Raw genomic sequence first — 23,867 nt, 5'->3', positions numbered from 1 at the left:
TCTAGGACGGTTGCGCGGCGGCGCGGTTAAGCTGCACGACCGCTTCCGGCCTGCCATCGGCGTCGAATTGCATGTGAACGGGCAGATCGATGGTCGGCAGAGCCGGATTGTCGCCGCGCTTCAAGGACATGACGAAGGCCAGCACCGATGCGATGGCGGCATAGAGGTCTTCGCGGATCATCTGGTTTTCGCGCGTGGTGAAATAGACCGAGCGAGCGAGCGGCGGGATCTCGATGGTCGGAACGCCCAGCTCTGCGGCCAACTGGCGCATCGCCAGCGCCTTTTCACCGCGCCCTTTGGCGAGGACTACCGGGGCGGGGGCAAGGTCGGGGTCATAGGTCAGCGCCACGGAAAAGTGCGTGGGGTTGGTGATGACGAACTGCGCCTTGGCCATCGCGCCCTGAATCGCGCCCATTGCGAACTGGCGTTGCTTGTTGCGGACAGCGGCCTTCTGTTCGGGCGATCCTTCGGAATCCTTGTGCTCGTCCTTGATCTCCTGCAGCGTCATGCGCAGTCGGAAGAAGCGGCGCACCCACTGGATCGGAAAGTCGATCAGCGCGATGATCATCAGCCCTGCCGCCAGCGCAAAGGCCAGCGACGTGATCGCATCCCACGCCTGCACAAGCTGCCCGTGAATGTCGCCGTGGCCAAGCCCGATCAGCTCCGCGATCCGGCCCTTGGCCCAAGCGTAAGCAATCGTGCCCAGCAGCGCCAGCTTGGCCAGCCCCTTGACCAGTTCGATCCAGCCCTGCGGCCCGAACATGCGCTTCAGCCCGGACATCGGGTTCAGGCGCGAAGCCTTGGGCGCAAGGTTGTCCGCGTTCCAGCGCCCGTCGGAAAGCCCGATCTGCGAAAACACTGAAGCCGCCAGCACTAGTCCGCCCAGCACGAAGACCGGCGGCAGTACGGCCACCAGCGCGCCTGTCAGCAGCTTGGTTGGCGTGAAATCCTCAATCGCGGCGCGATCCAGCGTGAACGAGGCGCGCAGCGTATCCTGCAAGGCATCGAACAGCCACGGCCCGGCAAACTTCAGCCACGCCGCGCCCACCAACACGCCCACAGCCGTTGCCAGATCGCGCGAGCGCAAGACGTCGCCGTTCTTGGCGGCGTCCCTTTTTCGCTTCTCTGTCGGGGCAAAGGACTTTTCGCCCTCCTGCTCGGCCATCTCAGCCCCTCCTTATTGCGCGATCAGTGCGGCGGTATGACCGACGGCGGTTGCGGCAATGTCGACCATCACATCGGGCAGCATCGGCGCGGTCGCGATCATCGCAGCAAGGCCCGCCAACACGCCTGCGGGCAGGCCCAGCGAAAACAGGTTGAGGCTGGGGGCAGAGCGGCTGATGATGCCCGTCGTTACCTGCACCAGCAGCAGGATCAGTGTCACCGGCAGCGCGATCAGCAGCGCGGTGATGAACATCTGCCCGGCAAATTGCGTGATCAGGTCCATCCGCCCCGGCGCCAACCATGTGGTACCCGGCGGGAATGTGGCGTAACTGTCGACCAGCAGCGCAATCCAGTTGAGATGCGCCCCGGTGCCCAGGAAAATCACCGTCAGCACCACCGCAAAATACTGCCCCATCGCGGGCGAATGCGCGCCGCTTACGGGATCGGCCGTGGTGGCAATGGACATGCCCATGCCGCCGCCGATGATCTCCGCGGCTAAGGTCGGCGCGGCGAACGAAAGTTGCAGCGCAAAGCCTATGGCAAGGCCGATCACCACTTCATTGCCAACCGAAAGCAGCCCGCCCACCGAAAGCAGGGCAGGCGGCGCGACCACTGGCGTCCACCCGCAGATCAGCAGGGCAATCGCCCCGGTGGCGATCACGCGCACCTGCGGCGGCACTGTTGCTGCACCAAACAGGGGTGCAGCAAACATCGCAGCGCCAATCCGCGTCATCACGAACATCCAGCGCCAGAAATCGGCCTCAAGCGCGCCAAAACCGAAGTTCAGTTGCAGCACGCGCTCAACTCTGCCCGGTGGCGGCGATCAGATCGAAGATCTCCTTGGTGAAGTCTCCGATCAGGCCCAGCATGGCCGATCCGAACAGCACCAGCACCAGCGCGATCACCGCCAGCTTCGGCACGAAAGTCAGGGTCTGTTCGTTCACCGAGGTCGCCGCCTGAATCACGCCGACGACAAGGCCGACAGCGAGCGAGGCGAGCAGCACCGGAGCGGCAACCAGCGCGGTGATCCACAGCATCCGGTCGGCCAGCGAAAGGAGGGCGGAGGTATCCTGCATCAGCCAAAACTCGCCGCAAGGCTGCCCATCAGCAGCGCCCATCCATCGACCAACACGAACAGCAGCAGCTTGAACGGCAGCGATACGATGGTGGGGGACATCATCATCATCCCAAGGCTCATCAGCACGGACGAGACGACAAGATCGATCACCAGAAACGGCAGGAACAGCATGAAGCCGATCTGGAACGCGGTCTTCAGTTCGCTGGTAACGAAGGCGGGCAGCAGGATCGAATAGGGCACGTCCGCCGTGCTGGCAAAGCGCGGGGCCTTGGCCATATCGGCAAACATGCGCAAGTCCGTTTCGCGCGTCTGGCGGATCATGAAACCATGAAATTCGCGCCCGCCCGCCACGAAGGCCTGCTCCGCACCGATCTGGCCGCTGGCATAGGGCTGGATGGCATTGGCGTTCACCTTGTCCAGCGTCGGCCCCATGATGAATAGCGAGAGGAACAGTGAAAGCCCGATAAGCACCTGATTGGGCGGCGATTGCTGCAATCCCATCGCCTGCCGCAGGATCGACAGGACGATCAGCACGCGGGTGAAGCTGGTCATCATCAGGACCAGCGTGGGCAGGATCGTCAGCAGCCCCATGATGAGCAGGAGCTGCAACGAAAGCGACAGCGAACCGCCGCTCTGCGCACCCGCTATCTGGCCGAACGCGCGGTCCAGCGCACCCGAAAGCGCTGCCGGTTGCTGCGCTGGGGCAGGGCCTGTCGCCACCGCTGCCATCGCGTGATGCGGCAGCAGGACGAGCGTGGTCGTCAACATGGCAAGAACCCGCTTCACTGCGCATCCTCCGCTTCCACCTTGGCCACATCAACCTTGGGCCGCGCAGGCGCTTCGGCCAGCCGCACAAGTCCGTTCTTCCCCGCAGACACCAGAATTTCGCGCCCGTGGAATTCCAGCACCGCCAGCCGCAGCGTGGGGCTAAGCATTTGCGTTTCCACGATCCGCACCGATTTCGGCGCGTTGCCGCCCATGAAGCGGCCTTCCATCCGCTTCGCAAACTTCAGGCTGGCCCAGGCAAGACCGCCGATCAGCGGCAGCAGCACCAGCAGCTTCAGGATGTACCAGAACATCAGTCCTCATCCCCCTTTGCCGCAGCCTTGGGCGCCTTCTTTTCGGGTGAGGCAGCTTCTTCGCCGTCCGATCCTGCCAGTTCCACGATGCGCAGGCCAAAGCGGTCGCCCTGCGCCACCACTTCGCCGCGCGCGATCAGCTTGCCGTTGACCATCACGTCGAGCAGTTCGTCAGTCATCCGATCAAGCATGACGACCGATTCCTCGGACAGACCCAGCACGTCCTTTAGTTTCATCGACGTGCGGCCAAGTTCTACGGTCAGGCGGACATCGACATCCTTGAGGAAATCAAAACCGCGGGGCTGGAAGGTCATGTGTTCTGGCCTCTCGTCAAAATCAGGAAAGCTGGTTGATCTGGATGGCGACGCGATCTTCGAGCGCGCCGATGGTGCCGGTGGCGTAAGTCTTGTCGCCGACCCGCAGCGGCACGTTGCGGGCAATCGGCACCGAAAGGACTTGTCCCACGCGCAGCGCCGAAATGGTGGCCAGCGGCAGTTTCATGTCCACCAGCACGGCGCTGAGGTCGATCGGCAGATCGGCAAAGGGCGCGTCGGTGGGCTTGGCCGGGCCGCGTGAGGCCTTGGCGGGGCGTTTGCTTTCGCCATGCGCGAACATCTGGGCCAGCGTGTCCATCGGGAAAGCGACGGAAACAACCCAGGGCATCCGGCCCTGTTCCAGCACATTCAGCGTCAGCGCCGCCACCGGCGTGCTGCCCGGCATGGCCTGCAATTGCGAAAGGCTGGCATCGCGGCGCACCGCGCGAATGGCACCGCCGCTGCCACCAAGCGCCACCGCAAGGCAGGTCGCAATCAGTTGTTCGATCCGCCCGATCATCAGTTCGGCTGAGAGCGGGAATTCCTTGGGCAGCGATCCGGGCGTATCGCCGGGGCCGCCAAAGGCGCGGTCCACCAGCCGCAAAACGCTTTCACCCTCGATGCTGACCATGAACGGGGCGCTGCCGATCTGCATCAGGCTGTTGGCGGCAAGACGCGGAATTTCCGAACAGAAATCGTCAAAATCGGTCTTCATCGGCTTGGCAGGGTTGATCTGAGGTTCTGCACCGCCCAGCAGCGGAGAAAGCGCACCGCGCACCGCCTTGGCCAGACGTTCGCTCATCCGCGCCAGCGCGGGCACAAGCTCCGTCGCATCCGGGCCGGGGCGCAGCAGCGCCGTATCGTGCTGCGCGATGGCACGTTCGGCAATGAAGGCGCGTTCTGGTTTCATGGGTGCAGGTGGCCTTGAGATCGCGGGTTTTTACTGGACGATGAAGGACTTGAAGTAGACGTTCTCCACGCCGCCAAAGCCTTCGTTCTCGGTCAGGACTTTGTTGATCGTGGCAGTCAGGCGCTTTTGCAGGCGGCCCTTGCCGTCCGGGCTGATCACGTCTTCTTCTGGGGTGTCGGCGATGGCGATGAGCAGCGCCGACCGGATCGCCAGTTCGTGCTTCTTCATCCACAGCACCACGCGATAATCGCGGCGCGTGCTGGCAGACAGGTTCACCTGCAGCAGCGCATCGGAGTTGCGCAGGTTCGACGTGAAGTCTTCGGGGAAGTTGTAATAGACGGTGCGGAACTCGCTGCCGCCGTCGCCATCCGTTTCGCCAGCGCCGCCGCCCTCGCCTTCGCCTTCCTTGGCAACGGGGGCATAGGGGTCTTCCTCGCCTTTACGGATCAGCTTGGGGTTGTTGTCCACCTTGATTACTTCATGCGGACCGCCGCCGCCGATCACGCCAGCAGTAACGAGGCCAAACACGCCGCCGCCACCAACGCCCAACAGGGCAATCGCACCGACGACTTTCATCATCATGCCGCCGCCCTTTTTCTTCTTGGGCTTGTCTTCCTTGTCGCCTTTGTCGCTCATGGTCGCTCTTTCAGAATGGGAATGTCAGGATCAAGCGTAAATGCCGCTGGCGCCGGTCTTGTCGGCGTCGATGTCGCGGTGGGTCGAGGTCGGCGTGCCGGAAGCTGGCCGTGCGTCGCCGCGCGCGGTGTGCTGTTGGCCCTGCTGGTTCTGGTTGTGACGCTGCGCATTGGCATCGCTCGCTTGCGCACGGGCGTCACCCTGGAATTGCTGGCTTTGCGATTGGCTTTGGCCGCGCGTGTCCGACGATGTGGCGGCTGCATCGGCGCTGGCGCTTATTGCGCGGGCAAAGCCGGGATCGGCACTGCTCATTGCAACGGCCAAGCCGGTGTCGGTGCTGTCAAAGCGCATGGAGACGCGCCCGAAATCGGTGTTGGTCACCGCCACGTTCACCGTGCGTGGCGAAGCCTCTTCGCGGGCGCGGGCCAGCGTATCGACCAGCGTGGCAAAATCGATGCGGTCGGCCTTGGCTTCGCTGCGGGCAGCGCCGCTGACGGGTTGAACGTCGGTCTGAACCGGCGCTTCAGCCACGATTGAGGTTGGCGTTGCGCTGTCGGGCAGCTGTGGTGCCGCAGCGTCGGGAGCGGCCTGCTTGCGAGGCGTAGTTACGTGCGCGGCGATGGCGGCGGGAACATCGCTTGCCATCGGCGCGGCGTTCTGCGTGGAAGGTGCAGAGCGGGAGGCTTGTGCCGCGACCGGGGCGGCTATGGCTATGGTTTCTGGCGCGACGGCGGCGGCCGCCTCCACCTCCACCTCGGCAGATGGGCCGGCAACCGAAACCGCGACCGGCGTGGCGATTGTGCGAGCAGTGGGAACCAGTTCGATCTGCGCGGTGCTGGCGATGGCCACGGCGACTGCGGCAGGTGTCGTGGCGGGCGCGCTGCTGGCCACAGGCACTGGCGTTGCGGCAGGTTGCGCTTGGGTGATGGCAGCACTGGTCGTGTCAGCCGGCCGGGCAGCGGTGGCAAGCCGTTCGGGCGCGGCAAAGATTGCGGCGAAGAGCGCGATGTCGGGCTGCGGTGCAACTTCGGCGCTGCCGTCGGGCGATGCGGCGCTCTCGTCGGCCAGTTCAGCCAGCGGATCGGCTTCAGCACCATCTGCGGTTTGGGCATTGGTTGTGGCGCGGCTGGTGTCGATTTTCGGCAGGGCTGCCTGCGGTACGTTGGCCAACTGCACGTTTGCCAGCGGCAGGGCGGCAACGGCAATTGCCGCATCCGGCAAAGTCTTGCCGCTTTCCGGCAAGATCGGGTTTGCCGTTTCCGGTGTTGCCGTTTGCGCTGCGGCCTGAAGGGTCAGCAGCGCATCAAAGCTGGCGGGCGGGGTTGCGGTGCCGGGTTCTCCTGCATTTCCGGCGTTTTCCAGCGGAGCCACAGCGGTGGGCAGGGCCACCGGCGTCAGCGCTGTTTGCAGGGAAAGGGCAGAGATGTCGGCCATTGCAAGGGTCTCCGGCGTGTGCGTTAACCCTGTTTATTCAAGACCCGTGCCAGATGGCTTCTTGCCGGTCGTAGGTATTGCCCCTGATGCGATCTTGCGGGCGATCAGGCGCTCCTGCGCTTCGGCCCGCTCTTCCACGGCGGCGCGGCGGCGTTCGGCTGCGGCGGCTTCCTGGGCCTTGGCATCGGCAATACGCTTGGCCGCTTCGGCATCGGCGCGGGTGCCGGTGGTGATGCGGTCCAGCCCGGCAATGAAGTGCCGCAATTGCTGCAGCCCATGTGCGTCGCGCGCGTCGGTGCGGGCGGAATAGTCGGCAGAGAGGCGGCTGGTGCGTTCGACCAGACCTTGCAGTTGCGCCAGCGTGCCTTCGGCCTTGCCTGCCTCGGCCAGTGCGGTCTGGCGCGCGATGTCGCGAATGCGCTCCAGCCGCTTCAGCCGGGCCAGTCGCGCGCGTTCGGCCTTCACGGCCCGATCAACTGCGTCAGCGCGGTTACGGACTGCGCCATCGGCACAATCTCACGCTGCGGCTGGCTGATGAAGCCGGTCAGCGCGTCGTGCATGGTGATTGCACGGTCAAGCTGCGGGTCGGCCCCGGCGCGATAGGCACCCATCAGCACCAGATCGCGGTTGGCCTCGTAACTTGCTACCAGCGCGCGGAAAGTGCGCGCAGCTTTCTGGTGATCGGGCGCGGTGATGTCGTTCATCACGCGGCTCAGCGATGCGGCAATGTCTATCGCGGGATATTGTCCGCGCTGCGCCAGATCGCGTGATAGCACGATGTGGCCATCCAGGATTGAACGTGCGGTATCGACCACCGGATCGTCCTGGTTGTCGCCATCGGCCAGCACGGTGTAAAGCCCCGTCACCGAACCGCCGCTTTCGGCTGAATTGCCTGCCCGCTCCACCAGCTTGGTGATCGTGGCGAGCGCCGATGGCGGATAGCCGCGCGCCGCGCCGGGTTCGCCCAGCAACAGCGCAATCTCGCGGCCCGCGTGGGCCACGCGCGTCAGGCTGTCCATGATCAGCAGCACGCGCTTGCCTTGCGCGCGGAAATACTCGGCAAGGGCAGTGGCCATCATTGCGCCCCGGATGCGCAAGTTGGGCGCATGGTCGGCAGGTACGGCAACGATGACCGACCGTTCGCGCTTCGATCCCTGCATGTGCCGTTCAACAAAATCAGACACTTCGCGCGCGCGTTCGCCAATCAGGCCAACGATCACGATCTCGGCTTCGGCCCCGTGCGCGATCATGTCGAGAAGCACGGATTTGCCCACGCCCGATCCGGCCATGATGCCGATGCGCTGGCCGATGCCGAAGGTGGTCAGTGCGTTGAGCGCGCGCACGCCGGTGTCGAAACTTTCGCGTACCGGGGACCGGTCCAGCGCGGCAGCGCGCACGCCGCCAGCGGGCCATTCGCGGCGACTGTTGATGGGGCCGCGCCCGTCGATTGGCTTGCCTTCGCCATCCACCGCGCGGCCAAGGAACGCCTCGCCCACCGGGACCATGCCGGGACGGCCTTCGGGGCGGACCTTTGCGCCGGGGCGCAGCAGCACGGGATCGCCCAGCAGCATCATCAAAGTGCGCCCGTTGCGGAAACCGATGGTCTCGGCGGTCAGTGATCCGGCACCATGCGCGATACGGCACTGCGTGCCGATGGGCACGGAAAGCCCTGAAACTTCAAGCATTCCGCCATCGCAGGCGGCCAGTAGGCCATAGCGCGGCGGGGTGAAGTCCGGCCCGCATAGCGCCATACCATCCAGCAGCGGTTCGATCAGTTTCAACATTGCCGCAGCGCTTCCTCGATGGACTTGCGCCACTGCTCCGGACCATCCTCAACCCCGCCGCTCGCGCCTTCGACGCGCACCGAGCCGCGTTCGAGCGAAGCGTCGGGTTCGAAGTGCCAGTCTTCCGGCAATCGCGCCGCGATAAGCGCCAGATCTTCGGGGTGCAGGCGGATCACGCGCGCATCCTCGGCGCGGGCGAGCATTGCGGCGGCAACTTCGACGCGGCGGGTGAGGCCGTGAGGGTCGAGCGCGGCGGGCGCGATGGCGGATTCGCACAGGGCGATCACGGTTTCACGCAGGCGGTCTTTCAGGTCGGACTGCATGGCCGCGTCCAGGCGCGATAGAGCGAGTTCGATCTTGCTTCGCGCGGCTTCCTGTTCGGCGATGATTTGGGCTGCGGCTTCCTGCGCGTCGCCCATGCCGCGCGCGTATCCTTCGGCCCACTTTTCTGCCAGCGGATCAGATACTTCTGCTGCTTCTTCGGTGTCGTCTGGTGCGTTTAGGTGCGCGCTAGGTGCATCTAGGTGCACTTCGGAAATCATCAGATCCGGGAAGAAGCGGCGGTCGTGCGCAAAGCCTGAGGATACCCGTCCGAGGTCTGCCAGGGAAACCGCGCGCAGGGGTTCAGACATAGTCATCATCGCCTGCCCCGAAGACAATGACGCCCTCGGCAGAGAGACGGCGGGCGGCGGCGATCATGGCCTTCTGCGCTTCGATAACTTCGGCCATCTTCATGCGACCACGCGCGGCGATTTCATCGCGGATACCATCGGCGGCGCGGGCCGACATCGAGCGGAAGAACGGTTCGCGCAATTCTTCGGCAATGCCCTTCAGCGCGGCGATCAGCGCATCGCTGTCCACCTCGCGCAGCAGCGCGCCCATCGACTTGTCATCGAGGACATAGAGGTGTTCGAACTTGAACATCTCGTTCTCGATAGCCTTGGCGAGCTGGCGGTCCGCCTTGGCGATTTCGGGCATGACGCGCTTTTCGACCGTGCGGGCCGATGCGTTAATGATGTCTGCCGCCTCGCGCGGGCCGCCCATCGAAAGCGCGGCCGATCCGTGGCATTCGGCAATGCGCCGGTCGAGCATTTCTTCAAGCATGGCAATGGCTTCGGGCGCGACCGGGCCGAGCGAGGCGATGCGGTGGACGACCTGGCCCTGAATTTCTTCGGGCAGGGCGTGCAGCACGGCTGCGGCCACTTCGGGGTCGAGTTGGACCAGCAGCACGGCAATTGCCTGCGGATGTTCATCGCGGATCAGCGGGACGATTACCTGCGGCGTCAGCCAGCGGGCAAGCTCGATGGTCGGCGTGCGCGAGGGATCATCCGGCAGGATGCGCTGCATCAGGCTGTCGGCCTTCACTTCGCCCACAGCGCGGGTCATCAGCGAGCGCACTTGCCCGACGCGATCATGTGCGATCAGGCCGAGCCGTTCGGTCTTTTCGACAAAGCCCGCGATGGCCTGCGCGATGGCGACGGGGCCGATTTCGCCCAGCGCGCACATCTTTTCGCCCAGAAGGCGCAGTTCGGCAGGTTCAAGTTGCGACAGGATATGCGCGGCCTGATCGTCTTCCAGCAGCATCACCATCACGGCGGCGCGTTCGGGATCGGAAATCTGCGCTTCTTCGCTGAGGATGTCTGTCATCTCGCTCATGCGGCACCTTCTTCTTCAGGCTCTTTGAGCATCTGTTTCAATGCAACCAGCGCGTTGTCGGGCTTTTCGACAACGAGGCGCTGAGCAAGGCTGACCTGACGGGCGAGCGCTTCGGCATCGACCACGCCGGTTTCGGGGTTCTGGGCTGGCTGGATCGCGGCGGCGACTTCCTGCGCGGTGACCAGCGGGGTTTCGTTCTCGGCGTCTTCGCCTTCGGCATTGTCTTCGCCTTCTTCGGACTCTTCGTCCTCGGCGGCTTCGCCCTTCTTGCCCTTCTTCTTTTTCTTGCCCTCGGCGTTGTCTTCAGCTTCGGCCTTGGCTGGTTCGCGCTTGAACGCCTTGATCAGTGGGCGCACGCCGAGCAACAGCACCAGCAGGACCGAGAGCAGCGCCACGCCATTGCGCAGGATAGTGGCGAACCACGGCGTTTCCCAGAAGGGCGCAGGTTCAACTGCGGCAGGTTTGAACGCGCGGACGGCCACGGCAACCTGATCGCCGCGCGCCGTATCGGCCCCAACTGCGGCGCTGATCAATTGCTTGATCTGTTCGATCTCGGCAGGCTTGGCCTTGGCCATGATGTCGGCGCTGAGAGCCACGGCGACCGAGAGGCGCTTGATCTTGCCCGGTGTCTGGTTGGACACGGCAACTTCGCGGCCCAGTTCATAGGTCTTGGTCGAACTGCTTTCGCCATTCTGCTGCGCAGGAGCGGCCGCTGCGGGCGGTGTGCCTGCGGGAGCGCCGGGCTGTGCGACGGTGGCGGGCGGCGGAGTATTGGCGGTAACGCCGGGCACGCCCTGCGCGGGCGCGGCATTGGCCGAGTTCGATGCGCTTTGGGTTTCCTGCCGCACCACGCCCTGCTTGTCATAGCTTTCGCGCGCGGAGGTGACCTGATCCATATCGAGATCGACCTGAATCTCGGACGAGAAATTGCCATCGCCCAGCATCGGCGTCAGCAATTGTGCCACCTGCTGCCGCAGCTTTTCTTCCATGCGCTGCTGCAGTTCGAGCCGGTCACCATCGACGCCACCCGCTTCGGACAGCAGGCGGCCATGCTGATCGACCACGCGCACGGCATCGATTGACAGGCCCGGCACCGATCCGGCGACGAGATTGACGATGGCGCGCACCTGGCTTTCAGAAAGCTGCCGTCCGCTTTTCAGTTTCACCATGACCGAGGCGGACGGCGCAATGTTATCGCGGACGAAGACCGACTTTTCCGGCTCGGCCAGATGAACGCGGACAGACTCCACGCCATCGATTTCCATCATCGTCAGTTCGAGTTCACGCTCGCGCGCGGCTTTCAACCGCTGACCCTCAAGGCCGCGGCTGGCACCCATCGGCAGCTTGTCGAGCATCTGGGTGCCGGTTTCGGGCGTGGCGATGGCACCATCCGATGCGGCAGCCATGCGGGCTTTATAAAGGTCGTCCTCGCCCACGGTGACCGCGCCGGTGGTGCTGTCGATCTGATAGGGGATGGCCGCCTTTTCGAGGCTGGCGATCACTTCGGCGCGTTCGCCATCGGAAAGCTGGCTGTAGAGCATCCGCTGCGGCGCGGGCGACATGGCCATCCACACCACGGCGGAAAGGCCCGCCGCCGACACGCCTGCGAACCACGGCAGCATCTTGCGAACCGGCGGCTGCGAAAGGAATGCCTTGGCCCGCGCGCCGGGACCACCGGCGGCGGGATCGGTCAGCACGCCGAAGGTGGAAGGTGCTGGAGGATCGGCAGTCTCGGCCATTTACTCAAACTCCCATCCGCATGATGTCCTGATAGGCATTCAGCAGCTTGTTACGGACCTGCAGCGTGGCTTCGAAGGCGACACCCGCTTCCTGCCGGGCCAACATGACCTTGGCGACGTCGACCACTTCGCCCTTTTCATAGGCTTCGCTGATGGCGCTCGATTTGTTCTGCGTGGCGTTGACGGTATCGAGCGCGCCTTTCAGCGTATCGGTGAAGTTGCCGGCAGGGCCGCTGGTGCCAGCGGTGGCTTGTGTTGCGTCGGGCGCCTTGACCTGCTGGAGCAGCTGCGACCGCTCCATGATCTGCTGGCGAAGGGCCATGATGTCCTGAATGCCGGAGGCGCGGCCTCCTATGCCGCTGATCCCGCTCATCGCCGACCACCCACGGCGATACCGGCTTCACGGAAGCTGGCGAGGCGATAGCGCAAGGTGCGTTCGGAAATGCCGAGCTGGCGTGCGGCGGCAACGCGGCTGCCGTTGCAGGCTTCCAGCGTGGAGATAATCGCGCGCGCTTCGGACATCTGGACGATGTTCGACAGCTTTGCATCGGAAGTTTCTGGCGCTGCCACCGGCGCGCTGACAAGGCGGGTGGTGCGATCGAACGCGATATGTTCAGGCCCGATCATCGGGGCGCTGCCTGCAAGGACCAGCGCGCGTCGGATGACGTTTTCCAGTTCGCGCACATTGCCGGGCCAGGCATGGGCCGCGAGCATGGCAAGCGCCGCATCCGAAATCCACGGCGCATTCGTGGCGTGGCGCAGGGCCATTGCAAAAGCGAGCGGGGCAATATCGTCGGTCCGTTCGCACAAGGGGCGCAGGGCGAGGGGGAAGACGTTCAGGCGATAGTAAAGGTCGGCGCGGAAGCGGCCTTCCTCAACCTCAAGTGGCAGATCGCGGTTGGCGCAGGCGATGATGCGGACGTCCACCTTGATTGGCTGGGTTGCGCCCAATGGCACCACTTCGCCTTCCTGCAGCGCGCGCAGGAGCTTGGCCTGAAGGGTAAGCGGCATTTCCGCGATTTCATCTAGCAGCAGCGTGCCGCCGTCAGCCGCACGGAAGAAGCCTTCGCTGGCGGCATTGGCACCGGTGAATGAACCCTTCTGGTGGCCAAAGAGCAGGGCTTCGAGCATGGCTTCGGGCATTGCGGCGCAATTGATGGCGATGAACGGCTTGTCCTTGCGGGCCGAGCGATCGTGAATGAAGCGGCTGAGCACTTCCTTGCCAGTGCCGGTGGGGCCGTTGATCAGGACGGGGATGTCGGTTGCGGCGATACGTTCGGCAAGGGCGAGGACAGACAGGCTTTCAGGATCGGCGGCAATCGGCGCGCCGGGCTTTGCCGCGCAGGCGAGCAGGGCGGCAAGGGCGGACGTGCCTGCGCCATCGGTGTAGCGCACGGTCGCAACGCGGCTGCCGCTCTGCCGTTCGATCTGGGGAACCTGTGCGCGCTCCAGCAGGACGACCTGCTTGCGCGGGGGTGTGGCGGCGTTCTCGAAAGCGTCGGCCAGAAGGCATTCGCCTTCGCTGCTGTAGCTGGAAAGCACCGACGCCGCGCGCTGAACCAGCGCCGGGTGTGCTTTCGAAGCCGCTTCGGTGAACTGCAGAACCCCGCAATCGCGAATCATTTTGAAACCCCTGTTAACCATCCTGTCTGGCCACATCTTTCGCGCGTAACCGACAAACAGGTTGAAACTTTAAGGGGTAGGGAAACCCCTAGTGCCAATACCTATACCCGGCAGTCTTTTGCCGGGCGGCGGGTTAAAACCGGCTGCACTTTGCCGGTCTTTGTTCCGACAGCCGTGTCGATCCTCTGGCCCGGCAGTCCATTCGGGAACGACACACTACCCAACCGGAGACTGGAACTATGGCCGTTATCAACACCAACATCAGCGCCATCAAGGCAACCAATTCGTCCAACAGCGCCAACAAGATGCTCGGCACTGCAATGGAACGCCTCTCGACCGGCAAGCGCATCAACGGCGCGAAGGACGACGCGGCTGGCCTTGCGATTGCCACGAGCATGACCGCCCAGATCAAGGGCATGAGCCAGGCCGTTCGCAACTCGAACGACGGTATCAGCCTTGCGCAGACGGCAGAAGGTGCGCTGAACGAAGTGACCAACATGCTGCAGCGCGTTCGTGAGCTGGCAGTGCAGTCTGCTTCGGGCACCTATCAGGACGCTACCGACCGTGCCTACATGCAGACGGAAGTTGACGAGCTGACCGCACAGGTCGACCAGATCGTCACCAACACCAAGTTCAACGGCGTGAACCTGTTCGATGGCACCGTTGCCACCGTGACCGTGCAGACCGGCGCGAACGGCACCGACACCGTCGATCTGACGATGGCCGACCTGACCACGCTGGCCGCATCGGGCGGTGCTGCGGGTTCGTACGACGTTTCGACCGCCACGGCCGCAAACGGCGAATTGGCCAACATCGACGGTGAGCTCGACGATCTTTCGGACGCACGTTCGACGCTGGGGGCGGGCATCAACCGTCTGGAATCGGTTGTGAACAACCTGAACGACAACATCACCAACCTGTCTGACGCACGTTCGCGTATTCAGGATACCGACTATTCGACGGAAACGACCGCGATGGCGAAGGCGCAGATCCTTTCGCAGGCATCGACCGCGATGATCGCACAGGCCAACCAGAGCCAGCAGAACGTGCTGTCGCTGCTGCGTTAAGCCACAGTACAGGGCCGCACCCGTCTCCACCGGGTGCGGACCAAATTGCCCGGCGGCCCTTTCCCAGGCCGCCGGGTCTTTTGCGCGTTTAGGCCGCAGTGTCCAGACTGCGGGGTGGTGTGTCGATCCAGAATGTGCCGCGCGCCTGTGCCTTTGCCCGGTACAGCGCGCGGTCTGCGCGTTGCAGCAGATCGTGGCGGCTGTCGGCGGTGTCGATGAGTTCGGAGCAGCCGATGGTGGCTGATACGGTGAAGTTGCCAGCGGGCGACCGGCGGGGGAAGCGCAGTTCCTTGACCAGTGTCGTCGCAATCTCAGGCAAACGTTCGATCAGATCAGGATCGGTCAGGACCAGCGCAAATTCATCGCCGCCAAGGCGCGCGGCGAGCGAGCCTTTGAGCCAGGGCGAGCGCAGGACCATCGCCACGGCCCGCAGCACGTCGTCGCCGGCGGCATGGCCCAGCGTATCGTTGACCTGCTTGAAGTGATCGAGATCGATCAGCATGAGCGCGAGCCGTTCACGCGAGATCTTGGCCAGGTCGACGCGGGCATCGATGTAGGACACGAACTTGTGCCGGCTGGCGATCAGCGTGACTTCATCGGTATTGGCGCGCTTATCCAGTTCGGTAATCGAGCGGTGGCGTTCGGTGACGTCTTGCAGCACGCCGATTAGAGCAGTGATGTGGCCATCCTCCAGTTCCGGCTCACCCACCGCGCGCACGCGCTTGAGCGAACTGGACGAGGGGACAAGATCGAGTTCGAGATCGAAGGGTTCCCCGGTGCGTATCGCGGAATCGAGCGCGGCTTCAAGCCGGGTGCGATCTTCCGGCACGTAGTAAGCCAGCGCATCGTCAAGATTTTGTGTGCCGCCGAAAGGGATGCCGTAGATGTCGTAGATGCCTTCGGACCAGACCACCTTTTCGGTGGCGAGATCGAGCCGCCAGCAGCCGATTGAAGTCAGGCGTTCGGCTTGGCGGAACTGCCGTTCGGCGCGTTCCTTGTCGGCGAGCATGGCCTTGAGCAGCACCGCGTCTTCGGACAGGGCAAGGCTGGACAGGCGCGATTGCAGCATGGCTTCGACGCCCCGCGCGAAGGAGACGAGGCGCGTGCTATCGGCATCGGAGAAGGTGCGAGGCTTGGAGTCTATGATGCAGAACGCGCCGATGCCTTGCACGGGAGCATCGGGGCTCTGCGACACGCGGATCGGTGCCCCGGCGTAGAAGCGAATGTGGGGTTCGCCGGTTACCAGCGGGTTGAGAAGGAAGCGCGTGTCGAGATGCGTGTCGGGCACCACCAGCAGACGGTCCTGCGCCACGGCGATGCGGCAGAAGGACTGCTCTATCGGAGTCTGGCCCACATCGACGCCGCGCCGGGCGAGGAAGCGCTGGCAATCATTGTCGAGTACGCTGACGAGTGCCATAGGGCAATCGAACAGTGCGCTGCCCGCCTCGACCAGATCGTGCAGGCCCTGATCATCAGAGCTAAGCAGCTTTTCGAGAAGGGGCACGGGCTTTACTCCGATCGTATGACTTTACGATCAGTAGGCGTGCAAGCCGTTAACGATTTCTAAAGGCTGCGGTGAAGCGTTTCAAAACGTAGGGAAATGCCGAGGCGTCAGCCCGCCAGCAGGATCGACATGCGGCGGTTGCGCGGGTCGGCGGGGTTGTTCTGCACCAAGGGTTCGCGGTCGGCCACGCCTTCGATGCGGCGGAAGCGCGGTTCGGAAATGCCCTGACGCATCAGGGCCTGACGGGTGGATTCCGCGCGTCCGGCCGAAAGCGACCAGTTGTTGGCCACGCCATTCTTCCACGGCAGCGAGTCCGTGTGGCCGCGCACGGTGATCTGGCTGGGATCGGTGGCGATGGCTTGCCCGATGGCGCGCAGAAGTTCGGCGGCATCGGGGGTCAGCACCGTGGTGCCGAGCAGGAACATCGAGAAATCAGCATCATCGACTAGATCGAGACGGACGCCTTCGGGGGTTTCGGTGATGCGCACCTGCCGTGCGAGCTTGCGCAGCTTTTCGGACTGGGCGAGCTTCTGGGCGATCTTCTCTTTCATCACCTGGCTGCGCTTGACCTTGCTGCCGCCTTCCTTGGGGCCGCCTGTGGCATCGCGCGGAACGGTGAGCGTCTTGTTGCCGGTCTGGCCTGCGCGGTGCGGGTAATCGTCCGCGTCGGTGAGCGAGGAGCCGCCGAGCACGCCATAGCCGCCAGCGCTGCCTTGCCGGACTTTGACCAGCGTGGGGGTGAAGTAATCGGCAATGCCCTTCCGCTGCTTTTCCGTGGTAGCGCCGAGTAGCCACATCAGCAGGAAGAACGCCATCATTGCGGTCACGAAGTCGGCATAGGCGACCTTCCACGCGCCGCCGTGGTGGCCACCGGCGACGATGGTGATCTTCTTGACGATGATCGGTTTGGGCGGCTCGTTCTTGCCCTTTGCCGGTGCCTTGGCCATCGGTCAGGTGTCCTTACCTGCCGCGAAGGGCGTCGAGGAGTTCCGAAAGGCCGGGGCGATAGGCATGGCCGAGGCCCGAGCGGGCGCTTTCAACGACCAGTGGCTGCGGCCAACCGTGAAGGCTGGCGATGATGACCTGCTTGACCGCCTGATAGATCATCTCGTCCTGTTCCAGCACCTGCTTGAGGCGCCCGGCAATCGGCCCGACCATGCCGTAGGCCAGCAGAATGCCAAGGAACGTGCCGACCAGCGCCGAACCGATCATCGCGCCAAGGATCGAGGGCGGCTTGTCGATCGAGCCCATCGTCTTGACCACGCCGAGCACGGCCGCAACGATGCCGAGGGCAGGCAGCGCGTCGGCAAGGCCCTGGATGGCGTGCTGGGCTTCGTGTTCCTCATGGAAGTGCGTTTTCATTGCGTGGTCCATCACGTCTTCGACGGCGTGGACTTCAAGAGTGCCCGATGACACAACAATTAGTGTCAACGTGTCGCAGATCAAAGACGTAAGCGCCTTGTTGGCGACAAGGCGCGGATATTCCGCGAAGATCGGCGAATTCTTCGGATCGGTGACGTGGCTTTCCAGCGCGACCGGGCCATCGCTGCGCAGGATCTTCATCAGCTTCGTACACAGCACGATGGCGTCAACGTGATCCTGCTTGTTGTGCTTTGGCCCTTTGAAGGCCTTGCCGAAACCGCCGCCGATACCTTTCAATTCGTGCATCGAATTGCCGGTCACGATGGCGCCCACAGCCGCGCCGCCGATGATCAGCATTTCGTGCGGCAGGGCGTGCAGCACAGGGCCGAGGTCGCCGCCGGTGATGGCAAAACCGCCGAAAACCATTGCGAGCAGGATGACGATGCCGATACCTACGAACATGAAGTACTATCCCGGTCTGGAAATACTGCGGATCAGCGCAGCACGCTGAACAGCGAAAGGTTGGCGAGCTTGGAAAAGCTGGCCTGGCTGGCTTCGAGCACCAGCATGGTGTTCTGGAGCGTTGCTATGGATTCGGTAAGGTCCGCGCCGCCGACTTCGGTCTGCTCGGTAAGGCGCAGTTCCGACAGAGACGTGCGCCGCTCGGTGTTGAGATCGATCCAGTTCAGCCGTGAGCCGACCACCGTTTGCGCGGTGGTAATCGCGTTCAGGCTATCGTCGAGCGTGGCGAGCGCAGCGTTGGCTGCTGCCGCTCCGCCTGTGCCCGATTGCAGCGTGTCGGCCAGATCCTTGGCCATTGCCAGCAGATCGACGCTGGCCCCACCTGACTGAAACTGGAGAAATTCCGGCCCGGTCAGGCTGCGCGACACGACCTGATTGCCGCCGAGCGAGATGGAGCCAGCCTGGGCGGTGCCGCCGTAAGTCGCGTTGCCAGAGGCATCGAGCGTGTAGGCATCGCCTGCGCTTTCGCCACCGAATAGCGCATTGCCCGCGCTATCGCGACTGTTGGCAAGCGAAACGAGATTATCACGCACTTGCGCCATTTCCTCGCCGATGCCCTGGCGCTGGCTGTCGTTGTACGTGGTGGACGCGGCCTGTGTTGCCAGCTCCTTCAGCCGCGTGACGAGGCTGGCGAACTGGGTCAAAGCATCGTCGGCCAGAGTGAGGTCGCTCGTGGCACGGTTGGTCGCGGCTGTATCGATATTGTCGAAGGCTTCTGCACGCGCCAGCTGGCGCAGGCGCGATGCGGCGACGGGATCGTCGGACGAGCGCTGCAGGCGCTGACCGCTGGACATCTCGGCCTGCGTCTCTTCGGCCTTGCTGCGCAGGGCGGAAAGGTTGGACAAGGACCGTTCGAAGAAGGCCGATGTCGATGTGCCGAAGATCGTGCTCATGGCAGGTTATCCAATTCCCAAAAGGGTGTCGAAGATATCGGAAGCTACCTGCATGACCTTTCCAGACGCCTGAAAGGCCTGTTGGTATCTTACCAGATTGACCGCTTCCTGATCGAGATCGACGCCCGACTGGGCGGAGAGCGAAATCTTCGCGGTATCGGCGATGGTCTGAAGCGCGCCGAGTGTGACGTTGCGCCCGGCAAGCGTGCCGGACACGTCGAACAGGATTGCATCCATCGTGCCTGCGGGGTCCACTCCGGCCAGCGCCGTGCGGATGGCGGTGAGGTTCGACGCATCGCGGCTGCCCGCGACGGCGCCTGCCGAGGCGGTTGCAATCTTGCGCCCGTCTTCCACCACCAGCGTCATCGTGGCGGCGGTGCTGCCAGAAAACAGCGCGACGCCGGGGTTGCCATCAAGATCGGAGCCGCCGGTCTGCGCGGCGTTGAAATCGGTAACGATGTTGTCGACCAGATCATCGAGATCAGTCTTCAACTGGGCGTTCTTGGTCAGTGCGAGCTGCTGCCCAGCGAGCGAGCCGCCTGCCAGCGTGAGCGGGGTGCCGCCAACATCGAACGAGATCGTGCCATCCCCCGCCGTGGCAATGCCTACGGTTGCAGCACTGTTGCCGGTCACCAGATCACTGCCGGACGCGCCGCCGATCTTGACCGCAACCTGACCGTCCGTGCCGAAGGTTGTGGCGATATTCGCATAGCCGCTGAGTTCTTCGAGCAAGGCATCGCGCTGATCGAGCAGGGCGGTCTGATCGCTGCTGGCATCCGATGCGCGGGCAAGGCGCGTGTTGGTGCGCGCCAGTTCCTGTGCGATGCGGTTGACTTGCGTTACGCCGTCAGTCGCCTGAAAGCGCAGGCCTTCGCCCGCTGCATCCATTTCCTGTCCAGCGATCTGAAACGTGCCAACCATCGTTCGCGCCTTTTCGATCACCGAGGCGCGCAAGCTGGTATCGACCGGATCCTGCGTGAGTTGCTGGAGCGAGGATTCGAAATCGACGATCGCTTCGTAGACGCCCGACTTCTCGATGGCGGATTCGATGTTTTCCAGCCCCGAAACTTCGGCGCTGGCTCTTGCGACGTCAGACCCGGTGCGGCGCACTTCGGCTTGGCGGAAGGCATCGGCATTGCGCACGACGCCATCCAGCCGCACGCCCGACAGCGACAGGTCGCCGATGCGCATGGCGCCACCCGTCGATGCCACTTCGCGGAAGTTGGCCGAACGGCGAACGTAGCCGGTGGACGAGGCATTGGCGATGTTCTGCGCGGTGAGATCGAGCCCGATCTTGGCCGCCTGAACACCGCTGCGTGCAATCGAGAGAAGGTCTGAAGCCATTGATTAGTTGGCCTTCTGCGCAGTGGCCGCATCTGCGGGAAGCAGTGCGGCGAGGTGGCGTTCGATCTGCGCAGCAAGGCCCAGTGCGCCCGATTGCGAGGCGATTTCGGCAAACCGTTCATCACGCATCTGAACGAATGTCTCGTCCATCTTGCCGAACACGTCATCGCCGCCAAAATCGACCGAGCGGGCTGCGGCGAGCATCTGGCGCAGGAAGATCGCCTCGAACTGCTTGGCCGCTCCGGTCAGCTTTTCGCGGTCGGTCTGCGCCGCAGGTGTCAGCGAGAGCGATGTGGGCGTGGTCGAAATCGCGGTCATATTACCACCATCTCTGCCTTGAGAGCACCTGCCTGCTTCAGCGCTTCGAGGATCGCCACGAGGTCTGACGGGCTGGTGCCGAGCGTGTTGAGCGCATCGACCAGCGAGGAAAGCGATGCGCCGGGCCGGAACAGGGCGACCTTTGCTTCCTTTTCCTGCACATCGATCTGGCTGGCTGGGGTGACAGCGGTCTGGCCCCGGCTGAGAGCGTTGGGCTGTGAGACTTGCGACTTCTCATTGATCTTCACGACAAGGCGGCCGTGGCTGATCGCGGCGGGCGAGAGGCGCACCGCGCTGTTGATGACCACGGTGCCGGTGCGGCTGTTGACGATCACGCGCGCAGGCGTTTCGGCAGGGGTAATGTCGAGCATTTCTATCGTGGCCATCGTGGTGGCGCGAGCATCGGCTCCGGCAGGCAAGCGCAGAGCGAGCGTTACGCCATCCTCGATCGTCGCGGACTGCGGGAAGCGGGCGTTGATCGCATCGCGCACGCGCTGGGCGGTGAGGAAGTCTGCGTCGAACAGGTTCCAGCGCAGCACTTCGCCGCTGTCGAACCCGGTGGCGACCGCACGTTCAACGCTGGCGCCTTCGGCGATGCGGCCTACGGTGGGGACATTGACGGTTAGCTGTGAACCATCGCGCGCGGCGATGCCAAGGCCGCCGACGGCAAGATTGCCCTGCGCCATCGCGTAAATCTGCCCGTCCGCGCCATAAAGCGGGGCAAGGATGAGCGCGCCGCCACGCAAGGACTTGGCCTTGCCGATGGTCGATACGGTAACGTCGATGCGCTGGCCGGGCTTGGCGAAGGCGGGGAGTTCGGCGGTGACGAGCACAGCGGCGGCGTTCTTCAGCCCCGGCGAGATGCCTGCGGGCAATTGCACGCCAAGGCGGCCTGCGGTGCCTTTCATGGCCTGGGTCAGATATTCGAGATTGTCGTCCCCCGTACCGGCTAGGCCGACCACGATGCCGTAGCCGGTCAACTGGTTGGCGCGCACGCCCTGGAATTCGCCAAGATCGCGCACGCGCTCTGCCAGTGCCGGAACCGGCAGAAGTGCCAATATGGCGATCAGTGCTGAAATCATGAACCGGATACGCATTGTCAGCACTCTTTAGAAGGGCGAAATCGCATTGAAGAACTTGCTCAACCAGCCTTCGCGGCTAGCGCGCCCGACCGAGCCGTTGCCCGCATATTCGACGCGCGCATCCGCGACCTGGGTGGAAAGGATGCGGTTTTCCTGATCGATATCGCCAAGGCGCACGATCCCGGAAAACTGCACCCATTCCTGTCCCTGGCTCAGCAGCAGGCGCTTTTCCCCCCGGACAAGCGCCGTGCCGTTGGCCCGCACTTCTGCGATGGTGACACCCACTTCGCCGCCCAGCGAACTGGTTTGCGAAGCGTTGCCCTGTCCATTGAACGACGAACCGCCCGAAGCATTAAGGGCATTGGGGTTGAGGAACGACAGCGGGCCGGCGGTAGGCGGGGTGATCGAGAACTGGCCGGACTTTTGCGTTTTGGCCCCGGCGGTCTTGGCGGTGGTCATGTTTTCGACCAGGATCACGCGCAAGGTATCGCCCACGGCATGGGCGCGGCGACCTTCCACGAAGCCGATGTAGCCAGTAGCGACGTTGAAGATCGAGCCTGCGGTGGGCGGTGAAGGCTGGACAGCGATGGGCGGCGCGGTGACCGGTTCGAAACCCTTTTTGGGCTTGGCGGCAGAGGCCGGATCCACGAACCATGCCAGGGCGGCGGCGATCATCGCGCCGACCACAAGCCCGCGAAAGGGCGAGGCGCGGCGGCGCGGAATGTCCTGCCGGTGAAGCACGAAGTGGCGGTCGAACGGGGTTTGCATCGGCGTTTCCATCTGGATCATCACAGCGTCTGGTTGGCGTTCTTGAGCATTTCGTCGACGGCAGAGACCATCTTGGAATTGATCTCGTAGGCGCGCTGCGTCTCGATCATGTCGACCAGTTCCTCGACCACGTTGACGTTGGAGCCTTCGAGATAGCCCTGACGAATGTTGCCACGGCCAAGCTCGCCCGCGATACCGACCTGTGCGGCGCCCGATGCGGCGGTTTCCTGCAGGAAGTTGTCACCCATCGACCGCAGGCCCCCGGGATTGGCGAAGCTGGCAATGGTGATCTGGCCGAGCGCTGCCGGTTCGGCCTGACCATCGACCGTGGCCGAAACGGTGCCATCCTGCGCGATGGTGATCGCGCTGGCACCTTCGGGAATGGTGATCGCGGGGTTGAGCGGATAGCCCTGCGCCGTGACCAGCGTGCCATCGGCCGAGCGCGAGAAGTTTCCGGCGCGGGTATAGCCGAGCTGGCCGCCCGGCATGGTCACTTGAAAATAGCCATCGCCATCAAGCGCAAGGTCGAGCGCATTGCTGGTGACCTGAAGCGTGCCTTGCGTGTCGATGCGGGTGGTGGCCTGAACGCCGACGCCCGTGCCGAGGTTCAGCCCGGTGGCAAAGGCGGTTTCGTTGGACGATTGCTGGCCCGCCACGCGGGCGTCCTGATAGGCGAGCGTGGCGAAATTGGCGCGATCACGCTTGAAGCCGGTGGTGCCGACGTTGGCGAGGTTGTTGGCGATCACGCGCATCCGCGTGTCCTGCGCTTCAAGACCGGTGCGGGCGACGTGGAGAGCGGAACTGGGCATCGGGAGTACCTTTCAGATTCAGGAAATGCGCATCAGGCTGGCGCTGGATTCGTCGATCTCTCGCGCCTGGCTGACGACTTTGGTGCGCATGTCGAACAGGCGCTGTGCCTCGACCATCTCGACGAGGATGCGGGTGGGATCGACGTTGGACTGTTCGAGGCTGCCGACCATGAGTGTGGCTTCCTCATCCTGCGGCAAGACGCCGCCTGCCTGCCCGACGACGCGGAACAGGCCATCAATACCCTTCTCGATCTTGCTGCCAACGGTGGACGCGATCTTGATCCGGCCCACCTGCTGCGGTGGCTGCTCCGGCGCTTCAGGGTTGGAGACGCTGACGCCACCGTCGGGCGAGATCGTGACTTTCGAACCGAGCGGGACGGTGATCGGGCCGTTCTCCCCAATGACCGGACGGCCATCGCCGTTTTCCAGCACGCCGCCTGCGCTGACTGCCAGATCGCCGCGCCGGGTGTAGACCTCGGTGCCGTCTTCGGCCTGCACGCTGAGCATGGTGTCGCCGGTCAGCGCCACGTCGAGCGGCTTGCCGGTGCTGATCAGTGTGCCCTGCGCCATAGAAGCACCGCGCACTTCGCCCTCGGTCATCGCGCGCGCTTCCAGGCTGGGGCCTTTCAGCGTCATCGGCGTGGCGTTGAGCATTTCGGCGCGGAAGCCGATGGTCTGCGCATTCGCCATGTTGCTGGCGATGACGCGCTGGCGCACGGTCGATCCGGTCATGCCGGAATAGGCGGTGTAGATCAGGCGGTCCATCGGTCAGGTTCCCGGC

The 23,867-nt window shown here is 63.9% G+C and carries 27 protein-coding genes; 1 reads left to right on the top strand and 26 read right to left on the bottom strand.

Going from position 1 to position 23,867, the window contains the following annotated elements:
* Position 1: 1 nt before the first annotated feature.
* Genes HGI47_RS12350 through HGI47_RS12275 form a run of 16 tightly spaced genes read right to left on the bottom strand, consistent with a single transcriptional unit; the run spans position 2 to position 13,417 of the window.
* Entirely contained in the window at positions 2–1,165 is a 1,164-nt protein-coding gene (locus HGI47_RS12350) for a flagellar biosynthesis protein FlhB (protein ID WP_168853083.1), read from the bottom strand.
* A 12-nt stretch (positions 1,166–1,177) separates the two neighbouring features.
* On the bottom strand, positions 1,178–1,960 hold the full coding sequence (gene fliR, locus HGI47_RS12345) for a flagellar biosynthetic protein FliR (RefSeq protein WP_168853082.1): 783 nt from the start codon (positions 1,958–1,960) through the stop codon (positions 1,178–1,180).
* A gap of 4 nt (positions 1,961–1,964) precedes the next feature.
* Positions 1,965–2,240 (bottom strand): flagellar biosynthetic protein FliQ, encoded by a 276-nt coding sequence (locus tag HGI47_RS12340; protein WP_168853081.1) that lies wholly within the window; start codon positions 2,238–2,240, stop codon positions 1,965–1,967.
* A complete protein-coding gene (gene fliP, locus HGI47_RS12335; RefSeq protein ID WP_240950170.1) occupies positions 2,240–2,971 on the bottom strand; it encodes a flagellar type III secretion system pore protein FliP in 732 nt (243 codons plus the stop codon). Before fliP ends, HGI47_RS12340 begins: the two co-directional genes overlap by 1 nt.
* A gap of 53 nt (positions 2,972–3,024) precedes the next feature.
* Positions 3,025–3,321: a flagellar biosynthetic protein FliO gene (locus HGI47_RS12330; RefSeq protein ID WP_168853080.1), complete on the bottom strand. Its 297-nt coding sequence runs from the start codon at positions 3,319–3,321 to the stop codon at positions 3,025–3,027.
* Positions 3,321–3,635 carry a flagellar motor switch protein FliN gene (gene fliN, locus HGI47_RS12325; protein WP_168853079.1) on the bottom strand — a complete coding sequence of 105 codons (315 nt, stop codon included), beginning with the start codon at positions 3,633–3,635 and terminating at the stop codon, positions 3,321–3,323. Before fliN ends, HGI47_RS12330 begins: the two co-directional genes overlap by 1 nt.
* A gap of 22 nt (positions 3,636–3,657) precedes the next feature.
* On the bottom strand, positions 3,658–4,545 hold the full coding sequence (locus HGI47_RS12320) for a FliM/FliN family flagellar motor switch protein (protein ID WP_168853078.1): 888 nt from the start codon (positions 4,543–4,545) through the stop codon (positions 3,658–3,660).
* Between the two features lie 30 nt (positions 4,546–4,575).
* The gene (gene fliL, locus HGI47_RS12315; RefSeq protein ID WP_168853077.1) at positions 4,576–5,181 is read right to left on the bottom strand and encodes a flagellar basal body-associated protein FliL; all 606 of its coding nucleotides are present in this window, start codon (positions 5,179–5,181) and stop codon (positions 4,576–4,578) included.
* 30 nt (positions 5,182–5,211) lie between these two features.
* Positions 5,212–6,615, bottom strand: a complete 1,404-nt coding sequence (locus HGI47_RS12310) for a hypothetical protein (protein WP_168853076.1) — start codon at positions 6,613–6,615, stop codon at positions 5,212–5,214.
* A gap of 33 nt (positions 6,616–6,648) precedes the next feature.
* Complete coding sequence (locus tag HGI47_RS12305) at positions 6,649–7,080, bottom strand: hypothetical protein (protein ID WP_168853075.1); 432 nt, start codon at positions 7,078–7,080, stop codon at positions 6,649–6,651.
* Positions 7,077–8,399: a FliI/YscN family ATPase gene (locus HGI47_RS12300; RefSeq protein WP_168853074.1), complete on the bottom strand. Its 1,323-nt coding sequence runs from the start codon at positions 8,397–8,399 to the stop codon at positions 7,077–7,079. The genes HGI47_RS12305 and HGI47_RS12300 overlap by 4 nt, the downstream gene beginning before the upstream one ends.
* Positions 8,393–9,031 carry a FliH/SctL family protein gene (locus HGI47_RS12295; protein WP_168853073.1) on the bottom strand — a complete coding sequence of 213 codons (639 nt, stop codon included), beginning with the start codon at positions 9,029–9,031 and terminating at the stop codon, positions 8,393–8,395. The genes HGI47_RS12300 and HGI47_RS12295 overlap by 7 nt, the downstream gene beginning before the upstream one ends.
* Positions 9,024–10,055 (bottom strand): flagellar motor switch protein FliG, encoded by a 1,032-nt coding sequence (gene fliG, locus HGI47_RS12290; protein WP_370521705.1) that lies wholly within the window; start codon positions 10,053–10,055, stop codon positions 9,024–9,026. The genes HGI47_RS12295 and fliG overlap by 8 nt, the downstream gene beginning before the upstream one ends.
* Entirely contained in the window at positions 10,052–11,794 is a 1,743-nt protein-coding gene (gene fliF / locus HGI47_RS12285; RefSeq protein ID WP_168853072.1) for a flagellar basal-body MS-ring/collar protein FliF, read from the bottom strand. Before fliF ends, fliG begins: the two co-directional genes overlap by 4 nt.
* 4 nt (positions 11,795–11,798) lie before the next feature.
* Positions 11,799–12,167: a flagellar hook-basal body complex protein FliE gene (gene fliE, locus HGI47_RS12280; RefSeq protein WP_168853071.1), complete on the bottom strand. Its 369-nt coding sequence runs from the start codon at positions 12,165–12,167 to the stop codon at positions 11,799–11,801.
* Entirely contained in the window at positions 12,164–13,417 is a 1,254-nt protein-coding gene (locus tag HGI47_RS12275; RefSeq protein ID WP_168853070.1) for a sigma-54-dependent Fis family transcriptional regulator, read from the bottom strand. The genes fliE and HGI47_RS12275 overlap by 4 nt, the downstream gene beginning before the upstream one ends.
* Before the next feature lie 239 nt (positions 13,418–13,656).
* On the opposite strand from HGI47_RS12275, the gene HGI47_RS12270 reads away from it, so the two are divergent.
* Positions 13,657–14,484, top strand: coding sequence for a flagellin (locus HGI47_RS12270; protein ID WP_168853069.1), 828 nt, complete (start codon positions 13,657–13,659; stop codon positions 14,482–14,484).
* An 88-nt stretch (positions 14,485–14,572) separates the two neighbouring features.
* Here HGI47_RS12270 and HGI47_RS12265 read toward each other — a convergent pair whose 3' ends face one another.
* The 10 genes from HGI47_RS12265 to HGI47_RS12220 all read right to left on the bottom strand — a co-directional run bounded on the left by HGI47_RS12265 (position 14,573) and on the right by HGI47_RS12220 (position 23,851).
* A complete protein-coding gene (locus tag HGI47_RS12265; RefSeq protein WP_168853068.1) occupies positions 14,573–15,988 on the bottom strand; it encodes a diguanylate cyclase domain-containing protein in 1,416 nt (471 codons plus the stop codon).
* A 107-nt stretch (positions 15,989–16,095) separates the two neighbouring features.
* Entirely contained in the window at positions 16,096–16,935 is an 840-nt protein-coding gene (locus HGI47_RS12260; RefSeq protein ID WP_168853067.1) for a flagellar motor protein MotB, read from the bottom strand.
* 13 nt (positions 16,936–16,948) lie between these two features.
* Positions 16,949–17,812 carry a flagellar motor stator protein MotA gene (gene motA / locus HGI47_RS12255; protein WP_168853066.1) on the bottom strand — a complete coding sequence of 288 codons (864 nt, stop codon included), beginning with the start codon at positions 17,810–17,812 and terminating at the stop codon, positions 16,949–16,951.
* 32 nt (positions 17,813–17,844) lie between these two features.
* The gene (locus tag HGI47_RS12250) at positions 17,845–18,765 is read right to left on the bottom strand and encodes a flagellar biosynthesis protein FlgL (protein WP_168853065.1); all 921 of its coding nucleotides are present in this window, start codon (positions 18,763–18,765) and stop codon (positions 17,845–17,847) included.
* A 6-nt stretch (positions 18,766–18,771) separates the two neighbouring features.
* Entirely contained in the window at positions 18,772–20,109 is a 1,338-nt protein-coding gene (gene flgK / locus HGI47_RS12245) for a flagellar hook-associated protein FlgK (protein WP_168853064.1), read from the bottom strand.
* Positions 20,110–20,112: 3 nt separating this feature from the next.
* Positions 20,113–20,427, bottom strand: coding sequence for a flagellar biosynthesis protein FlgJ (locus HGI47_RS12240; protein WP_168853063.1), 315 nt, complete (start codon positions 20,425–20,427; stop codon positions 20,113–20,115).
* On the bottom strand, positions 20,424–21,524 hold the full coding sequence (locus HGI47_RS12235) for a flagellar basal body P-ring protein FlgI (protein WP_168853062.1): 1,101 nt from the start codon (positions 21,522–21,524) through the stop codon (positions 20,424–20,426). The genes HGI47_RS12240 and HGI47_RS12235 overlap by 4 nt, the downstream gene beginning before the upstream one ends.
* Positions 21,525–21,536: 12 nt before the next feature.
* Complete coding sequence (locus tag HGI47_RS12230) at positions 21,537–22,298, bottom strand: flagellar basal body L-ring protein FlgH (RefSeq protein ID WP_168853061.1); 762 nt, start codon at positions 22,296–22,298, stop codon at positions 21,537–21,539.
* A complete protein-coding gene (flgG, locus tag HGI47_RS12225) occupies positions 22,298–23,086 on the bottom strand; it encodes a flagellar basal-body rod protein FlgG (RefSeq protein WP_168853060.1) in 789 nt (262 codons plus the stop codon). The genes HGI47_RS12230 and flgG overlap by 1 nt, the downstream gene beginning before the upstream one ends.
* Positions 23,087–23,104: 18 nt before the next feature.
* Entirely contained in the window at positions 23,105–23,851 is a 747-nt protein-coding gene (locus tag HGI47_RS12220; protein ID WP_168853059.1) for a flagellar basal body rod protein FlgF, read from the bottom strand.
* Between the last annotated feature and the right edge of the window lie 16 nt (positions 23,852–23,867).

Origin of the sequence: Novosphingobium sp. ERN07 (genome assembly GCF_012641335.1) — a bacterium.
Lineage (GTDB): Bacteria > Pseudomonadota > Alphaproteobacteria > Sphingomonadales > Sphingomonadaceae > Novosphingobium.
Note: the sequence above shows the minus strand (reverse complement) of the source record. Positions and strands in the feature narration are given on the sequence as shown.

Bases quoted from the DNA above. Each gene is read 5' to 3' on its own strand.
- HGI47_RS12340 (WP_168853081.1), bottom strand. From the start codon at position 2,240: ATGCAGGATACCTCCGCCCTCCTTTCGCTGGCCGACCGGATGCTGTGG.
- HGI47_RS12310 (WP_168853076.1), bottom strand. From the start codon at position 6,615: ATGGCCGACATCTCTGCCCTTTCCCTGCAAACAGCGCTGACGCCGGTG.
- HGI47_RS12230 (WP_168853061.1), bottom strand. From the start codon at position 22,298: ATGATCCAGATGGAAACGCCGATGCAAACCCCGTTCGACCGCCACTTC.
- HGI47_RS12295 (WP_168853073.1), bottom strand. From the start codon at position 9,031: ATGTCTGAACCCCTGCGCGCGGTTTCCCTGGCAGACCTCGGACGGGTA.
- HGI47_RS12260 (WP_168853067.1), bottom strand. From the start codon at position 16,935: ATGGCCAAGGCACCGGCAAAGGGCAAGAACGAGCCGCCCAAACCGATC.
- HGI47_RS12320 (WP_168853078.1), bottom strand. From the start codon at position 4,545: ATGAAACCAGAACGCGCCTTCATTGCCGAACGTGCCATCGCGCAGCAC.
- HGI47_RS12350 (WP_168853083.1), bottom strand. From the start codon at position 1,165: ATGGCCGAGCAGGAGGGCGAAAAGTCCTTTGCCCCGACAGAGAAGCGA.
- fliL (WP_168853077.1), bottom strand. From the start codon at position 5,181: ATGAGCGACAAAGGCGACAAGGAAGACAAGCCCAAGAAGAAAAAGGGC.
- fliF (WP_168853072.1), bottom strand. From the start codon at position 11,794: ATGGCCGAGACTGCCGATCCTCCAGCACCTTCCACCTTCGGCGTGCTG.
- HGI47_RS12300 (WP_168853074.1), bottom strand. From the start codon at position 8,399: ATGTTGAAACTGATCGAACCGCTGCTGGATGGTATGGCGCTATGCGGG.
- flgK (WP_168853064.1), bottom strand. From the start codon at position 20,109: ATGGCTTCAGACCTTCTCTCGATTGCACGCAGCGGTGTTCAGGCGGCC.
- HGI47_RS12330 (WP_168853080.1), bottom strand. From the start codon at position 3,321: ATGTTCTGGTACATCCTGAAGCTGCTGGTGCTGCTGCCGCTGATCGGC.
- HGI47_RS12235 (WP_168853062.1), bottom strand. From the start codon at position 21,524: ATGCGTATCCGGTTCATGATTTCAGCACTGATCGCCATATTGGCACTT.
- HGI47_RS12240 (WP_168853063.1), bottom strand. From the start codon at position 20,427: ATGACCGCGATTTCGACCACGCCCACATCGCTCTCGCTGACACCTGCG.
- fliG (WP_370521705.1), bottom strand. From the start codon at position 10,055: ATGAGCGAGATGACAGACATCCTCAGCGAAGAAGCGCAGATTTCCGAT.
- HGI47_RS12275 (WP_168853070.1), bottom strand. From the start codon at position 13,417: ATGATTCGCGATTGCGGGGTTCTGCAGTTCACCGAAGCGGCTTCGAAA.
- flgG (WP_168853060.1), bottom strand. From the start codon at position 23,086: ATGCCCAGTTCCGCTCTCCACGTCGCCCGCACCGGTCTTGAAGCGCAG.
- HGI47_RS12250 (WP_168853065.1), bottom strand. From the start codon at position 18,765: ATGAGCACGATCTTCGGCACATCGACATCGGCCTTCTTCGAACGGTCC.
- motA (WP_168853066.1), bottom strand. From the start codon at position 17,812: ATGTTCGTAGGTATCGGCATCGTCATCCTGCTCGCAATGGTTTTCGGC.
- HGI47_RS12270 (WP_168853069.1), top strand. From the start codon at position 13,657: ATGGCCGTTATCAACACCAACATCAGCGCCATCAAGGCAACCAATTCG.
- fliE (WP_168853071.1), bottom strand. From the start codon at position 12,167: ATGAGCGGGATCAGCGGCATAGGAGGCCGCGCCTCCGGCATTCAGGAC.
- fliP (WP_240950170.1), bottom strand. From the start codon at position 2,971: ATGGCAGCGGTGGCGACAGGCCCTGCCCCAGCGCAGCAACCGGCAGCG.
- HGI47_RS12220 (WP_168853059.1), bottom strand. From the start codon at position 23,851: ATGGACCGCCTGATCTACACCGCCTATTCCGGCATGACCGGATCGACC.
- fliN (WP_168853079.1), bottom strand. From the start codon at position 3,635: ATGACCTTCCAGCCCCGCGGTTTTGATTTCCTCAAGGATGTCGATGTC.